Origin of the sequence: Streptomyces sp. enrichment culture (genome assembly GCF_964273145.1) — a bacterium.
Lineage (GTDB): Bacteria > Actinomycetota > Actinomycetes > Streptomycetales > Streptomycetaceae > Streptomyces.
On record NZ_OZ186873.1, the window covers coordinates 868290 to 882482 of the forward strand.

At 76.1% G+C, this 14193-nt stretch carries 13 protein-coding genes; 8 read left to right on the forward strand and 5 right to left on the reverse strand.

The genetic code is table 11. From position 1 onward, the window contains the following. Positions 1-114 precede the first annotated feature (114 nt). Genes ACSU6Z_RS03950 through ACSU6Z_RS03960 form a run of 3 tightly spaced genes read left to right on the forward strand, consistent with a single transcriptional unit; the run spans position 115 to position 2353 of the window. Complete coding sequence (locus tag ACSU6Z_RS03950) at positions 115-873, forward strand: LamB/YcsF family protein (RefSeq protein WP_437042892.1); 759 nt, start codon at positions 115-117, stop codon at positions 871-873. Further along, a complete protein-coding gene (locus ACSU6Z_RS03955) occupies positions 870-1487 on the forward strand; it encodes a 5-oxoprolinase subunit B family protein (protein ID WP_437042894.1) in 618 nt (205 codons plus the stop codon). Before ACSU6Z_RS03950 ends, ACSU6Z_RS03955 begins: the two co-directional genes overlap by 4 nt. Further along, on the forward strand, positions 1484-2353 hold the full coding sequence (locus ACSU6Z_RS03960) for a biotin-dependent carboxyltransferase family protein (RefSeq protein ID WP_437042896.1): 870 nt from the start codon (positions 1484-1486) through the stop codon (positions 2351-2353). The genes ACSU6Z_RS03955 and ACSU6Z_RS03960 overlap by 4 nt, the downstream gene beginning before the upstream one ends. Positions 2354-2401: 48 nt before the next feature. On the opposite strand, the gene ACSU6Z_RS03965 is transcribed toward ACSU6Z_RS03960, so the two are convergent. From ACSU6Z_RS03965 to ACSU6Z_RS03980, 4 genes are all read right to left on the reverse strand, one after another. Next, positions 2402-3571 carry a glycosyltransferase gene (locus ACSU6Z_RS03965; protein ID WP_437042898.1) on the reverse strand — a complete coding sequence of 390 codons (1170 nt, stop codon included), beginning with the start codon at positions 3569-3571 and terminating at the stop codon, positions 2402-2404. After that, positions 3568-4695: a glycosyltransferase family 4 protein gene (locus ACSU6Z_RS03970; protein WP_437042900.1), complete on the reverse strand. Its 1128-nt coding sequence runs from the start codon at positions 4693-4695 to the stop codon at positions 3568-3570. The genes ACSU6Z_RS03965 and ACSU6Z_RS03970 overlap by 4 nt, the downstream gene beginning before the upstream one ends. 322 nt (positions 4696-5017) lie before the next feature. Then, on the reverse strand, positions 5018-6436 hold the full coding sequence (locus tag ACSU6Z_RS03975; RefSeq protein ID WP_437042902.1) for a HEAT repeat domain-containing protein: 1419 nt from the start codon (positions 6434-6436) through the stop codon (positions 5018-5020). Positions 6437-6781: 345 nt separating this feature from the next. Continuing rightward, positions 6782-7174 (reverse strand): ankyrin repeat domain-containing protein, encoded by a 393-nt coding sequence (locus tag ACSU6Z_RS03980; protein ID WP_437042904.1) that lies wholly within the window; start codon positions 7172-7174, stop codon positions 6782-6784. 309 nt (positions 7175-7483) lie between these two features. Here ACSU6Z_RS03980 and ACSU6Z_RS03985 point away from each other — a divergent pair, with 309 nt between their 5' ends. Continuing rightward, positions 7484-7678, forward strand: a complete 195-nt coding sequence (locus ACSU6Z_RS03985; protein ID WP_029382988.1) for a hypothetical protein — start codon at positions 7484-7486, stop codon at positions 7676-7678. Positions 7679-7730: 52 nt separating this feature from the next. Then, the gene (locus tag ACSU6Z_RS03990; RefSeq protein ID WP_437042906.1) at positions 7731-9449 is read left to right on the forward strand and encodes a hypothetical protein; all 1719 of its coding nucleotides are present in this window, start codon (positions 7731-7733) and stop codon (positions 9447-9449) included. Between the two features lie 78 nt (positions 9450-9527). Here the strand turns inward: ACSU6Z_RS03990 and ACSU6Z_RS03995 are convergent, their stop codons facing one another. Then, complete coding sequence (locus tag ACSU6Z_RS03995) at positions 9528-11027, reverse strand: PLP-dependent aminotransferase family protein (protein ID WP_437042908.1); 1500 nt, start codon at positions 11025-11027, stop codon at positions 9528-9530. A 64-nt stretch (positions 11028-11091) separates the two neighbouring features. On the opposite strand from ACSU6Z_RS03995, the gene ACSU6Z_RS04000 reads away from it, so the two are divergent. The 3 genes from ACSU6Z_RS04000 to ACSU6Z_RS04010 are packed head-to-tail and all read left to right on the forward strand — an operon-like array spanning position 11092 to position 13955. Further along, positions 11092-11781, forward strand: coding sequence for a YczE/YyaS/YitT family protein (locus tag ACSU6Z_RS04000; RefSeq protein ID WP_437042910.1), 690 nt, complete (start codon positions 11092-11094; stop codon positions 11779-11781). Continuing rightward, the gene (locus tag ACSU6Z_RS04005; protein ID WP_437042912.1) at positions 11778-12554 is read left to right on the forward strand and encodes a glycerophosphodiester phosphodiesterase; all 777 of its coding nucleotides are present in this window, start codon (positions 11778-11780) and stop codon (positions 12552-12554) included. The genes ACSU6Z_RS04000 and ACSU6Z_RS04005 overlap by 4 nt, the downstream gene beginning before the upstream one ends. A 54-nt stretch (positions 12555-12608) precedes the next feature. After that, a complete protein-coding gene (locus ACSU6Z_RS04010; RefSeq protein WP_437042914.1) occupies positions 12609-13955 on the forward strand; it encodes an MFS transporter in 1347 nt (448 codons plus the stop codon). The last annotated feature ends 238 nt before the right edge of the window (positions 13956-14193 follow it).

Sequence of the window (14193 nt, forward strand, 5' to 3'; positions counted from 1 at the left end):
GGGCGCCCCGCGCGATTCCGCCCGCCCGCGGGGCCGGGCCCGGCGGGCGGGCAGGGGCCGTACAAGGCGGCCCGCAGACCCCGGAGAGACCGAGGAACCGGAGACACTGGAGACATGACGTCGATCGACCTGAACGCCGATCTCGCAGAGGGCTTCGGCCGCTGGCGGCTCACCGATGACGAGGGGCTGCTGTCGGTCGTCACCAGCGCCAACGTGGCCTGCGGCTTCCACGCCGGGGACCCGGCCACCATGCGGCGGGTGTGCGAACTGGCGGCGGAGCGGGGGGTGACGATCGGCGCGCAGGTCTCCTACCGGGACCTGGCCGGGTTCGGACGGCGCGCGATGGACGTGCCGCCCGCCGAGCTGGCCGCCGAAGTGGCCTACCAGATCGGCGCCCTGGAGGTCTTCGCGCGCGCGGCGGGCGCCCGCGTGGCGTACGTCAAACCGCACGGCGCCCTCTACAACCGCGTCGTGCACGACGCGGAGCAGGCCGCGGCGGTCGTCGAGGGCGTGCTGATCGCGGGCGCGGAGCTGCCCGTGCTGGGCCTGCCCGGATCGCGGCTGCTGGAACTGGCCGCCCGGGCCGGCCTCCCGGTCGTCGCGGAGGCGTTCGCCGACCGGGCCTACACCGACGAGGGCACGCTCGTGCCGCGCGGCCGGGACGGCGCCGTGGTCACCGATCCCGAGGCCGTCGTGGAGCGGTCGGTGGGCCTGGCCCGCTCCGGCACGGTCACCGCCCTTTCCGGGGCCCGCATCGGGGTGCGCGCGCGTTCGCTGTGCGTGCACGGCGACACGCCCGGTGCGGTGGACCTGGCCCGCCGGGTCCGGGACCGGCTGGAGGCGGCCGGCGTCCGGGTGGAGGCCTTCGCGTGAACGTCCGGCCGGCCGGTGACGACGCCCTCCTCGTCGAGGTGGCCTGCGGCGAGGAGGCCGAGGCGCTCCACGCGGAGCTGCTGCGGCGCCGCGCGGAGGGTTCGCTCACGGTCCGGGAGATCGTCCCGGCGGCCCGCACGGTCCTCCTGGACGGTCTCGCGGACCCGGTCCGCCTGGCGGCCGAGCTGACCGCCGCCGAGGTCCCGCCCGCTCCCCCGCGCGTGGGGGACGTCGTCGAGCTCCCGGTCCGCTACGACGGCCCGGACCTGGCCGACGTCGCCGCGCGCTGGGGCGTGACCGAGCGGGAGGCGGCCCGCATCCACGCGGGCACCGAGTTCCGCGTCGCCTTCTGCGGGTTCGCGCCCGGCTTCGGTTATCTGACGGGTCTGCCGGCGCGCTACCACGTCCCGCGCCGGGACACCCCGCGCACGGCCGTCCCGGCCGGCTCCGTCGCGCTGGCGGGTCCGTACACGGGGGTGTACCCGCGCTCGTCGCCCGGCGGCTGGCAGCTGATCGGCACGACGGACGCCGTGCTGTGGGACCACACGCGCGTGCCGGCGGCGCTGCTGTCGCCGGGGACGCGCGTCCGCTTCGTCGACCGGGGGCACCCGTGACGGACCGTGCGCTCGTCGTCGTCCGGGCCGGCGCCCTGACCACCGTGCAGGACACCGGCCGCCCCGGACACGCCCATCTCGGGGTTCCCCGGTCCGGGGCGCTCGACGCGCCCGCGGCGGCGCTCGTCAACCGGCTGGTCGGCAATCCGCCGCAGGCCGCCGTCCTGGAGACCACCCTCGACGGCTGTGCGCTGCGCCCCCGCTCCGCGGTCACCGCGGCGGTCGGCGGCGCCCCCTGCCCGGTGGCGGTGGACGGGCGCCCCGCCCCCTGGGGGGCGCCCGTCCACGTACCCGCCGGGGCCCTCCTGGAGGTGGGGACCGCCGTGTCCGGCGTGCGCGGCTACGTGGCCCTCTCCGGCGGCGTCGCCGTCGAGCCGGTGCTCGGCAGCCGCTCCACCGACCTGCTGTCGGGGCTCGGCCCGCCGCCCCTGGCGGACGGCGCCGTGCTGCCTCTGGGACGTCCCGGCGTCCCTCGCGCGCGCGTGGACGCCGCCCCGCAGCCCGCGCCCCCCGCCGAGCTGGTGCTGCGGGTCGTGCTCGGCCCGCGCGACGACTGGTTCACGCCGGAGGCGGTACGGACGTTCACCCGCCGCACGTACCGGGTCTCGTCCGCGAGCAACCGCATCGGCCTGCGTGTGGACGGCCCGGCCCTCGCCCGGGCCCGCACCGGCGAACTTCCCAGCGAGGGCATGGTCCTGGGGGCCGTCCAGGTGCCGCCCGACGGCAGGCCGGTCGTGTTCCTGGCCGACCATCCCACCACCGGCGGCTACCCGGTGATCGGCGTCGCCCGCGCGGCCGACCTCCCGGCCGCGGCCCAGGCCAGGCCGGGCACCCCGGTGCGCTTCGTGGCCGTGCGCCGCCGCTGAGCCCGCCGCCTCCGGCCGCTCCCCGCCGCGGAAGCGCCCGGAGGGACCTCACCGCCCCTGCGGGGCGGCGGGACGTACCGGGACCGCCGCGTCGTGGGCGGCGAGGAACGCCGCGACCGCGGTGTCCCACCCGAAGTGCCCCGCACGCGCGCGTGCGGCCTCCCGCCGGTCCGCCTCCGGGCGTTCGAGCAGCAGGTCCACGGCGTACGCCACGCTTTCCCCGTCGTCGGCGGCGACGGTCCCGGCCCCGCCGATCACCTCGGGCAGCGCGGAGGAGGCGCTGGCGACCACGGGCGTCCCGCACGCCAGCGCCTCCAGCGCGGCGAGCCCGAACGTCTCGGCGGGGCCCGGTGCCAGGCAGACGTCGGCGGACGCCTGCAGCGCCCCGAGCAGGCCGCGGTCGGACACGTGGCCGAGGAAGGAAACCGGGAGCGCGCCCTCCCGCGCCCGCCGCTCCAGCCGTGGGCGCAGCGGCCCGTCCCCCGCCACCACCAGCACCGCACGCCGTCCGCGCCGCCGCAGTGCCCGCAGGGCGTCCAGGGCGGTGCCGGGCCGCTTCTCCACGGACAGCCGGGAGCACATCACCAGCAGCGTCTCGTCCGCGCGCGCGTACCGCGCCCGCAGCGCCGCGTCCCGCAGGCCCGGGTGCCGCGCGGCCAGGTCGACGCCGAGCGGGGCCCGTACGACGTTGCGCGCCCCGATCCGCGCGAACTCCCGCTCCGCGAACTCGGTGGTGCACACCACGCGCGCGTACGCGTGGGCCGTGCGGAGGTTGAGGGCGTCGGCGGCACGCCGGGCGGCCCCCTCGGGCAGCCCCCAGGTGCGCAGCACACCGTCGGCGGTCTCGTGGGAGACCATCACGGCGGGGACCCGGTTGCGCCGCGCCCAGGTGCCGGTCCAGCGCAGCGTCGTGCGGTCGGACACCTCCAGCCGGTCCGGCGCCAGCTCCTCCAGGAGCCGGGCCAGGCGCCGCCTGCCGGTGAGGACGCGGTAGCCGCCGGTGCCGGGCAGCGGCGGCCCGGGCAGGGTGATCACCCGGCCCTGCCCGGTCCCGCGGTCGCTCGCGCGGGCGCCGGGGACGATCAGGACGGGCTCGTGTCCCGCGGCCAGGTAGCCCTTGCCGAGTTCGCGCAGCGCGGTGCGCAGACCGCCGGAGGCGGGGGCGACGAAGTTGGCGAGCCGGACGATCCGCAACCCGCGCGGGCGCGGCCCGTTCACGCCGCCACCGCCGGTGTCCGTACGGCGAGCACGTCCGCGTAGTGGCCGAGGAGCCGGTCGCCGACGGCCGCCCAGGTGCGTCCCTCGACGGCGGCGCGCCCGGCCGCCCCGTAGGCGGCCCGCAGTGCCGGGTCGGCGGCCAGGGACCACACGGCGTCCCGCAGGGCGGCGGCGTCGCGCGGCGGGACCAGCAGTCCGGTGCGCCCGTGGGCGACCAGGTCCAGCGGGCCCCCCGCGGCGGGCGCGACGACGGGCACCCCGCTGGCCATGGCCTCCTGCACGGTCTGGCAGAAGGTCTCGAAGGGGCCGGTGTGCGCGAAGACGTCGAGCGAGGCGAAGATCCGGGCCAGCTCGTCGCCGGTGCGGCGGCCCAGGAAGACGGCGCCCGGCAGCGCCTGCTCCAGTCCGGGGCGGCTGGGCCCGTCGCCGACGACCACGACCCGCACCCCCTCCAGGCCGCAGACACCGGCCAGCAGCTCGACGTGCTTCTCGGCGGCGAGCCGTCCGACGTAGCCGACGATCAGTTCGCCGTCCGGGGCGAGTGCGCGGCGCAGCGCCGCGTCGCGCCGGCCGGGCCGGAAGCGGACGGTGTCCACTCCGCGCGGCCACAGCGCGACCCGGGGCACGCCGTGCGCCCGGAGGTCGTGCGCGGCGGCGCTGGACGGGGCGAGGGTGAGGTCGGCGGCGGTGTGCACGGCCCTCAGGCGCCGCCAGGCCGCCGCCTCGCCGGCGCCCAGGTACGTCCGGGCGTATCCGGCCAGGTCGGTCTGGTAGACGGCCACGGTGGGGATGCCGAGCCGGCCGGCGGCCGCCATGCCGCGGACGCCGAGTACGAAGGGCCCGGCCAGGTGGACGAGGTCGGCGCGGTGCCCGGCGAGGGCCGCGGCCAGGCGCCGGCCGGGCAGGGCGATCCGGACCTGCGGGTAGCCGGGCAGCGGGAGCGAGGGCACGTGGACGACGGGGCACGGCGCCTGGGCCGCGGGCTCGCTCCCGGGGGCCGGGGCGGGGGCGACGACGAGGGGGGCGTGACCGCGGTCGACGAGGTGCCGGGCGGTCTGGAGCGCGCAGTGGGCCACGCCGTTCACATCGGGGGGGAAGGACTCGGTCACGATGACGACACGCATACGGGTGTTGTCGCCGTACGGGACGTGGCCGCGTCAACGTCGATCTTTCCTGGCGAGGAACGTCCCATGAGCGTTGGCCGCGCACCCGGGCGGCCCCCGATCCGTCCACGCCCGCCTGGCCCACCGGCCACTGCGGTCACCGCGGGTTCACCCGGCGGGCGGCCCACCGCTCCGCTCCTCGCCGTCCGCACGGGGCCACAGCGGTCGCGCGCGACCCGTACGGCCGGTCCGCGGCCGTCCTGTCCCGGCGCGCGTACAGGCCTCGAAGCCCCGTGCGGGCCCCGAGGCCCTCACGCGCCCGGCCCCGCGGCCCGCGCGGGGGTCACAGCGTCGCCGTGTCCGGCCCGATGCGGCTGCGCACGGCCGTCTGCACCTCGGCCTCCTCCGCCGGGTCGGCGGCGAGTCGGCGCAGCCGCTCCACGACCCGCAGGTCACCGGTCTCGGCGTGCCGGGCGGCGAGTTCGCGGGTGGTCTCCTCGCAGTCCCACAGGCACTCGACGGCGAAGCCGGCGGCGAAGGAGGGGTCGGTGGCGGCGAGGGCGCGGGCGGCCCGGCCTCGCAGGTGGGAGGAGGCGGTCTCGCGGTAGACGTGCCGGAGCACGGGGGCGGCGCAGGCGATGCCGAGCCGTCCGGCGCCGTCGACGAGGGTCCACAGGGTCGGCGCGTCGGGTCCCTCGCCCCGTACGGCTTCCCGCAGGGCGGTGAGGACCAGGTCCCGGTCCTGCGCTCCGCCCCGGCAGGCGAGGACGCGTGCGGCGGCGGCGCCCAGCGCGTCGGGGCGGCGGGCCCAGCCGCGGGCCCGGTCGACGGCGGCGGCGCTGCGCATGCGTTCGAAGGCGTCGACGGCGGCCTCCACGACGACCGTCGAACCGGTGGCCGCGGCGTCCTCGATCAGGCCGAGGGCGGCGGGATCGTCGCTGTCGGCGAGATAGCGCAACGCGGTACAGCGGGCGCCGTCGTCGCCGTGGCGGGCGGCCTCGACGATCTCGTGCCGGTCCCCGGGGCCGGCGACGGCCATGAGGCAGCGGGCGGCGGGGACGTGGAGCGCGGCGCCGCGTTCCAGGCCCTGCCGGGCCCATTCGAAGACGGCCCGAACGCTCCACCCGGGGCGGGGCCCGGTCGGCCGCATCTGCCGCTGCCAGCGGTCGAAGCAGCCGGTTTCCCGGGCGGCGCGCACGCGCGTGGCGATCGACGGCCGTGGGTCGTCGGCCCACAGGCGCCAGGGGCGGGGCTCGAAGGCGTCGCGCACGGCGGCCGCCAGCTCGGCCTCTCCCTCGGCGTCGTCCGGGAAGCGGGCCAGGACGGGTTCGGCGAGGGCGCGCAGTCCGGCGTCGTCGTCGCGCAGGGCGAGTTCGTCCAGCGCCCAGGCCCAGTTGGTGCCGTGGGCGGCGTACCGGCGCAGCAGGGCGAGGGCGTCCTGCCGGCCGTAGGAGGCGAGGTGGCCCAGGACGGCGAGGGCGAGGCCGGTGCGCGACTCGTCGGTGTCGAGGAGGTCCTCGGAGTCGAAGAGGTGGGCCTCGATCGCGTCCAGTTCCCCGTCGAGGTCGAGGTGGAGGCGGGCGTAGTACAGGGAGCGGTTCTCCACCTGCCAGTCGTGGCGGGGATCGTGGAGCACGCAGTGGTTCAGTGCCGTCAGAGCCTCGGCGCGCGGGGCGGTGAGCGCGTGCAGTGTGCCGTCGCCGCGGCCCCGTTGGAGCAGGCCGAGCAGCGTGCCGCTGGGCGCTATGACCGGATCGAACATGGGAAACAGCCTCACATCAAGCGTCGACGCAACCGGGGACGTGCATTACCTGGCCGCGTGACGACACGTCGGGGCGCCCGCCGTTTCCTGCTTGCTGTAGACCATCTTCCTCTGCCTCTCGTCGGTGGCCCGTGCGGACCGCGTCACGGCCCGCGCGGTGCGGCGACACCCGCCCGGCCAGCACGTCCGTGAATCACGTCGTCATGATGACCCGGCGGTCACACCCGCCGCGACCGAAATTTCGGCGGCCCGGTACCGCCTCCCCGTTGTCGTCGTCTTCCCTGGCCGAAGGCCGGGATCAGCCCTGGGGGCGATCCCGGCTCACCGCTCGCCGCGCGGTTCGCCTCACTGCTCGCCGAACAGCTCCAGCAGCTCCGCCCGGCCGAACATCCGGGCCGTGTCGACGGCCGACGGGGTGCCCGCGCGGGGGTCGGCTCCCCCCTCCAGGAGGGCCTTGGCCACCTCGGTCTCCCCCTTGAAGACCGCGCCGGCGAGCGGGGTCTGGCCCCGGTCGTTGACACGGTCGGCGTCGGCGCCGCGGGCCAGCAGGGCGCGTACCGCCTCGGCGTGGCCGTGGTAGGCGGCGAGCATGACGAGGGAGTCGCCGCGGTCGTTGGTGAGGTTGGCCGGGACGCCGGCGTCCACGTAGGCCACCAGCTCGTCGGTCCGCCCCTGCCGGGCCAGGTCGAAGATCTTGGTCGCCAGCTCCACGACCTCGGGGTCGGGGGCTTCACTCATCGGCCGGACCACCTCTCACTGTGCGCGTTCGAACGTCGGGGACTGGGTGCGTACGGCGGCGAGCGGCGCAGCCGTACGGGTGAATCGCCAGGGTACTGGCTCGCCCGGCACATGAGCCGACGCGCCGGAGGTAAAGATCACCGCAGACCCGGCCGTACGCAAGTGCGCCGCTCGACCGGCCCGCCGACCCTTCCGCCAAGCAGGGCAAATCGCCTGAAATTCCCCCATTTGCACCTTTAATCGTACGGATACATCCTGTGAGCCTGGAAGTACTCATGGTGACTGTCCCCGCGAACCAGGAGAACTCACATGATCCTCTCCATTTCAGGCGTGGTCCTGCTCGGCATCGTCGTGTTCATCTTCTTCCGCAAGGACGGCCTCAAGCCGTCCCACGCGATCATCTCGATGCTGTTCGGCTTCTACCTGGCGAGCACGGCGATCGCCCCGAGCATCAAGGCGGGCGGCGAGAGCCTGGCCGGTCTCCTGGGCGGCATCAAGTTCTGACCGCCCCCGTCCCCGTACGCATCCCGCCCGTACGCACCCCCAGGAGGCAGGAGTGGCCCGGCGCCCTCTCCCCCGCATTCTGAGCAACGGCGGCGCCCAGCTCGCCCGGAGCCGGGAGCTGGCCCGGACGGCGGCCGACAGTGCCGCCGACGTCCTCCAGCCGCTGATCACGATCGCCCGCGGTCTGCGGCGGCTGGCCGCGGCCGCGCGGCGCCGGTGGACCGACACCCCCAAGGACCGGCGCGGCGCGCTGCTGTTCCTGGTGGCCTCGGTGTTCCTCGTCGTGGCGCTCGTGCCGTACGGCCCGCTGCTCGCCGTCGTCACGCTGACGGCGGCGGCGGCCTGGCAGGGCCGGGACCGCACCCCGCCGGCGCCCGGGGGGTCCGACGGGGCCCAGAGCCTGCGCCTGAAGTCGCTGTACGAGGCGCTGGTCCCCTACTTCTCGCTCGCCGAGGACCCCGACCCGCTGTACGCCCACGGCGGTACGTGGGAGAAGGCCTTCCCGGCGTACGAGTTCGACGAGGCCGGGCGCTTCGCGCGGCTGGTCGTCCACTACCCGGCGCACTTCAGGGACGGGGAGGCGGAGTCCCGGGCCCGCATCGAGCACCTGCTCGCGGCGAAGGCGGGACGGGGCCGCGAGTACCACTTCGCGTGGGACGAGGAGGCCAACCACCTCACGGTCACCGCCCTGGCTCCGCTGCCCGCCGGCATCGCCGCCCAGCGCTTCGTCACGGCGCCCGGGGAGACCGTCCTCGGCTTCACCGACCCCACCGAGGTGCAGCGCACGCTCCCGGTGCTCCAGGGGGAGGAGCGGCGCGACGTGCCGCCGGTCGTCTGGCGCACGGGCTTCCGCTCCACCGAGCCGCACCTGCTGGTCCTCGGCCAGCCGGGCAGCGGCGTCTCGACCCTGCTGCGCTCGATCGCCCTCCAGGCCCTTCGGCACGGCGACCTCCTGATCGTCGACGGCGGCGGCACCGGCGAGTACGCCTGCCTGGTCGGCCGGGACGGAGTGCTGGCCGTCGAGTGCGGGCCGACGGGGGCGCTGACGAGCCTGGAATGGGCCGCCCACGAGACGGAGCGCCGGCTGACCGCCGTCAACCGGGCCCGCCAGGAGGGTCACCCGCCCCCCGACGACACTCGGCGGCCGCTGTGGGTCCTGGTGGACCGTCCGAGCGCGTTCACCCACCCGGACGCCTCCGGCGACCGCGGGGACCTCCGGTCGCTCCTCCAGGTTCCGCTGCGGCACGGCCGGGCAGCGAACGTGACGGTGGTCGTCGCCGACCAGCTGGACTGCGTCGACCTCCTCGGGGACGCCGTACGTCAGCACACGCGCGCGCGTGTCGTCCTCGGCCCGGCCCCGGCGGATCAGCTGCGGGCCGTCCTCGGCGCTCCCCCGCAGACCACGCCCGTCGACCGGGTCCCGCCCGGCCGCGGCTACGCCCGCCTGGGCACGGGCCCGGTGCACCGCGTCCAGGTGCCGGCCACGCCCGACCCCTACGACGACGGCGCCGACGAAGCCCACTGCCGGGCCGTCCTGGCCCTGCTGCCGCCGCGCACCGAGCCGGCCGGCGGGGAGAGGGTCCCGGACCCGGCCGAGCCGGAACGGGCCCCGCGGACGTCCTCGGACCTCCCCGACCCGGGGCCCGGGCACGCCGAGCCGGTCCCGGCCCTCGACAACCCGGCGGGTCCCGCCCCCGCCGAGCCGGCCCCGGTCCTCGCGGAGCCGGAGACCGCACCCGCCAGGACCGTCCCGACCCTTACCAAGCCGTAAGCAGGACCCGGGAAACCCGGAGGGTCCGGGGATCGGCACCGGCGAAACCGCGGTCCGCCACCCCACGAAGGTGCGCCGTCACGCCACGAAGGTGCGCGGCGCCTCCACCCCCGCCGTCCCCCCGTCCTCCACCACCCGCGCCGCCGCCGCCAGGCGGGTCGCCGCCTCCTCCGCGACCGCCCCGCCGACGGTGAACGGCAGCCGCACATACCCCTCGAAGGCGCCGTCGACCCCGAACCGCGGCCCCGACGGCACCCGGACCCCCACGCGTTCCCCCGCCTCGGCGAGCCGCGAACCCGACAGGCCGCCGGTGCGCACCCACAGCGTGAGCCCGCCCCGGGGCACCTCGAACTCCCAGCCGGGCAGCTCCCGCCGCACCGCCGTCACCAGTGCGTCCCGGTTGTCCCGGGCCTGGCGGCGGCGCTGCGAGACGGCCTCCTCCCAGCCGCCGGTGCTGAACAGCCAGTTCACCGCCAGCTGTTCCAGCACGGGCGTGCCCAGGTCGGCGTAGGCGCGCGCGGCGACGAGGCTGCGGATCACGTCGGGGGCCGCACGGACCCATCCGATGCGCATGCCGGCCCAGAAGGCCTTGCTCGCCGACCCCACCGTGATCACGGTCGAACCGGCCGGGTCGAACGCGCACACGGGCCGCGGCATCCGGACGTCCTCGTCCAGCCACAGCTCGCTCATCGTCTCGTCGGCCACCAGGACGGTCCCCGCCGACCGGGCCGCGTCCACCAGCCGCCGCCGCTGGTCCTCGTCGGCGAGCGCGCCGGTCGGGTTGTGGAAGTCGGCGACGACGTAGGCGAGCCGGGGCGCGGCCTCGCGCAGCACCTGGCGCCAGCGGTCCACGTCCCACCCGGCGAGCCCCTCGGCCATCGCGACCGGGACCAGCCGCGCCCCCGCCTCCCGCATCAGCTGCAGGATGTTGGCGTACGACGGCGACTCCACGGCGATGCGCTCGCCACGGCCGGCGAAGAGGTGGCAGATGGCGTCGATCGCGCCCATGGCACCGGTGGTGACCATGATCTGTTCGGGCATGGTCGGGATCCCGCGCGCGGTGTAGCGCTCGGCGATCATCGCACGCAGCGCGGGCAGCCCGGCCGGGTAGTCGCCGTGGGTGTGCGCGTACGGCGGCAGCTCCTCCAGGGCTCCCTGTACGGCGCGGGTGAGCCACGGCTCGGGCGCGGGGAGCGCCGCGCAGCCGAGGTCGATCATCGAGCCGAGCGCCTCGGGCGGCAGCGGCTCCAGGCCGCGCGCGGGCAGCGGGTTGCCGGCCGGTACGGCGGTCCAGCTGCCGGCGCCGCGCCGGGACTCCAGGAAGCCCTCGGTGCGCAGGGCCTCGTAGGCGGCGGCGACCGTGGTGCGGCTGACGGACAGGGCGAGGGCCAGTTCCCGTTCGGCGGGCAGGCGCGCGGCCACCGGCACCCGCCCCTCCAGCACCAGCAGCCGGATGCCGTCGGCGAGCGCGCGGTAGGCGGGCGGGCGGCGGGTGCCCGGGCCGGCCGGGCGGTCCTGCTGGGAGCCGAGCAGCCGCGCGAGCTGCGCCGCCCCCACGGCCGAGGTCCACTGCGCCATGGAAATCAATCCACCTTCCGCGAATTGGCCATAGATGGCGTCCCCCATCGAGCCACAGGGTGTCATGCACCAGGCCACTACCACCACCAAGGGGCAGCCCTTGTCCAGGCGACCGCATCTCACACGGCGGCTGGCCCAGCTCTACGGGGGCCTCGCGCTGTACGGCGCGAGTTCCGCGCTGCTGGTCCGGTCGGGGCTCGGACTGGAGCCGTGGAACGTGCTGCACCAGGGTCTGGCGGAGCGGACCGGCCTGTCGATGGGCCTGGTGCTGACCGTCGTCGGCGCGGCGGTGCTGCTGCTGTGGATCCCGCTGCGCCAGCGGCCGGGGCTCGGGACGGTCTCCAACGTCCTGGTGATCGGCGCCGCGGTGGACGCCACGCTGGCCGTGGTGCCCGACGCCCACGGGCTGCCGGCGCGGATCGCGTCCATGGTGGCGGGGATCGTCCTCAACGGCGCGGCGACCGGCCTGTACATCGCGGCGCGGTTCGGCCCGGGCCCGCGCGACGGGCTGATGACGGGGCTGCACCTGCGGACCGGGCTGTCGGTGCGCCTGGTGCGGACGGCCGTCGAGATCACGGTCGTCGCGACGGGCTTCGCCCTCGGCGGCTCGGCCGGCGTCGGCACCCTGCTGTACGCGGTGTCGATCGGCCCGCTCGCCCAGGTGTTCCTCCGTGTGTTCGCCGTCCCGCCGGCGCCGGGCGGCGGGACGGTGGTTGCCACGGGCCGCCCCCGCCGGGCAATACTGCGTCGGTGACCTCGCCGACGCGGCCGATCCGCCACCCCTACCTCGACCATCCCGGCCCGATCGCCTTCGCCCACCGGGGCGGGGCGGCGGGCGGCCTGGAGAACACGGTGCGCCAGTTCCGGCGCGCGGTGGCGGCGGGCTACCGGTACATCGAGACCGACGTCCACGCCACCGCGGACGGCCGGCTCGTCGCCTTCCACGACGCGACCCTGGACCGGGTCACGGACGGCGCCGGCCGGATCGCCGACCTGCCGTGGGCGGAAGTACGGCACGCGCGCGTGAGGGGCGAGGAGCCGGTGCCCCTCTTCGAGGAGCTGCTGGAGACCTTCCCCGGGGTGCGCTGGAACGTCGACGTCAAGGCGGAGCCGGCGCTGCTGCCCTTCCTGGAACTGGTCGAACGCGCGAACGCCTGGGACCGGGTCTGCCTCGGCTCGTTCTCCGAGGCCCGCGTGGCCCGCGCCCAGCGGCTGGCGGGCCCCCGCCTGGCCACGTCGTACGGCACCCGGGGCGTCCTGGCCCTGCGGCTGCGCAGCTGGGGGCTCCCGGCCGTGCCGCGCCGCTCGGCGGTGGCCGCCCAGGTGCCCGAGTCGCAGGCGGGCGTCCGGGTCGTGGACCGCCGCTTCCTGCGCGACGCCCACGCGCGCGGGCTGCACGTCCACGTGTGGACGGTGAACGACCCCGACCGCATGCACCGCCTTCTGGATCTGGGCGTGGATGGCATCATGACCGATCACATCGACATACTGCGCAAGGTCATGGAGGACCGCGGCCTCTGGGTCTGAGACCCCCGGCCGGGCCCCGGGACGGTGCGCGTTCACGGGGAAGCGAGGGCACGGGTGGGCACCGACACCGTGCGGACGGGGCCGGCCGGCGAGGCGGCGGGGCGGCGGCGGGAGCAACGCGGCTGGTACTTCTACGACTGGGCGTGCTCCGTCTACTCGACGAGTGTGCTCACCGTGTTCCTGGGGCCCTATCTGACCTCGGTGGCCGAGTCCGCGGCGGACGCGGACGGGTTCGTGCACCCCTTGGGGATCCCGGTGCGCGCCGGGGCGTTCTTCGCCTACTCCGTCTCCCTGTCGGTGATCGTCGCCGTGCTGGTGATGCCCTGGGCGGGGGCGGCGGCCGACCGCACCGGCCGCAGGAAGCCCCTGCTGGGCGCCGCCGCCTACACCGGGGCGGCGGCGACGACTGGCATGTTCTTCCTCGACGGCGACCGGTACCTGCTCGGCGGGGCGCTGCTCGTGGTCGCCAACGCGGCGCAGTCCGTGGCGATGATGCTCTACAACTCCTATCTGCCGCAGATCGCCGCGCCCGAGGAGCGCGACGCCGTCTCCTCCCGCGGCTGGGCCTTCGGGTACGCGGCCGGCGCCCTGGTCCTGGTGGCCGACCTGGTCCTCTACACCGCCCACGACTCCTTCGGCCTGAGCGAGAGCGCGGCGGTCCGCGTCTGCCTGGCGTCGGCCGGTCTGTGGTGGGGCGCGTTCGCCCTCGTGCCGCTGCGGCGGTTGCGCGACCGCCCCTCCGCCGCGCCGGGGACGGCCCCGCCCGGCCGGCGGCAGCTCGCGGCCACCCTGCGCGACATGCGCCGCCACCCGCTGACCCTCGCCTTCCTGCTGGCCTACCTCGTCTACAACGACGGCATCCAGACGGTGATCTCCCAGGCGTCGGTCTACGGCTCCGAGGAACTGGGACTGGGACAGTCCACCCTCATCGTGGCCGTGCTGCTGGTGCAGGTGCTCGCGGTGGCGGGAGCCCTCGTCCTGGGCCGGCTGGCCCGGGCCCACGGCACGAAGCGCACGATCCTCGGCTCGCTGGTCGCCTGGACGGTCACACTCGCGGCCGGATACTTCCTCCCGGCCGGGGCGCCGGGGTGGTTCTTCGTCCTGGCCGCCGGGATCGGACTGGTCCTCGGCGGCAGCCAGGCGCTGTCCCGCTCCCTCTTCTCCCACCTGGTCCCGCCCGGCAAGGAGGCCGAGTACTTCGCGGCGTACGAGATGAGCGACCGCGGCACGAGCTGGCTGGGCCCGCTGCTGTTCGGGCTCACCTACCAGCTCACCGGCAGCTACCGGGACGCGATCGTCTCGCTGGTAACGTTCTTCGTCCTCGGCTTCCTGCTGCTCGCCCGCGTCCCGGTCCGGCGGGCGATCCGCGACGCGGGCAATCCCGCACCCGAAAGGATTTAGCACTGAGCACGAAAGGGCGGTAGTGTACGCGTTTGGCCCGCCAGGCGTACCGTTACTGCGCGTCAAAGGTGTCAAAACGCAGGGTGACATCTCCGAACAGAGGTGACAAACCGGATGGCGGAGGGTACTGCACTGGTTGACAAGGCTGCGGCTACGACGGCGACGCATGGCCCGGAACGGGACTCGGGACGGGAATCTTCACCGCCGACCGGACGTTGACCGGATGACGACGACAGCG

Coding starts and splice junctions, on each gene's coding strand:
- ACSU6Z_RS03950 (WP_437042892.1), top strand. CDS start 115: ATGACGTCGATCGACCTGAACGCCGATCTCGCAGAGGGCTTCGGCCGC.
- ACSU6Z_RS03970 (WP_437042900.1), bottom strand. CDS start 4,695: ATGCGTGTCGTCATCGTGACCGAGTCCTTCCCCCCCGATGTGAACGGC.
- ACSU6Z_RS03975 (WP_437042902.1), bottom strand. CDS start 6,436: ATGTTCGATCCGGTCATAGCGCCCAGCGGCACGCTGCTCGGCCTGCTC.
- ACSU6Z_RS03980 (WP_437042904.1), bottom strand. CDS start 7,174: ATGAGTGAAGCCCCCGACCCCGAGGTCGTGGAGCTGGCGACCAAGATC.
- ACSU6Z_RS03985 (WP_029382988.1), top strand. CDS start 7,484: ATGATCCTCTCCATTTCAGGCGTGGTCCTGCTCGGCATCGTCGTGTTC.
- ACSU6Z_RS03995 (WP_437042908.1), bottom strand. CDS start 11,027: ATGGCGCAGTGGACCTCGGCCGTGGGGGCGGCGCAGCTCGCGCGGCTG.
- ACSU6Z_RS04000 (WP_437042910.1), top strand. CDS start 11,092: ATGCACCAGGCCACTACCACCACCAAGGGGCAGCCCTTGTCCAGGCGA.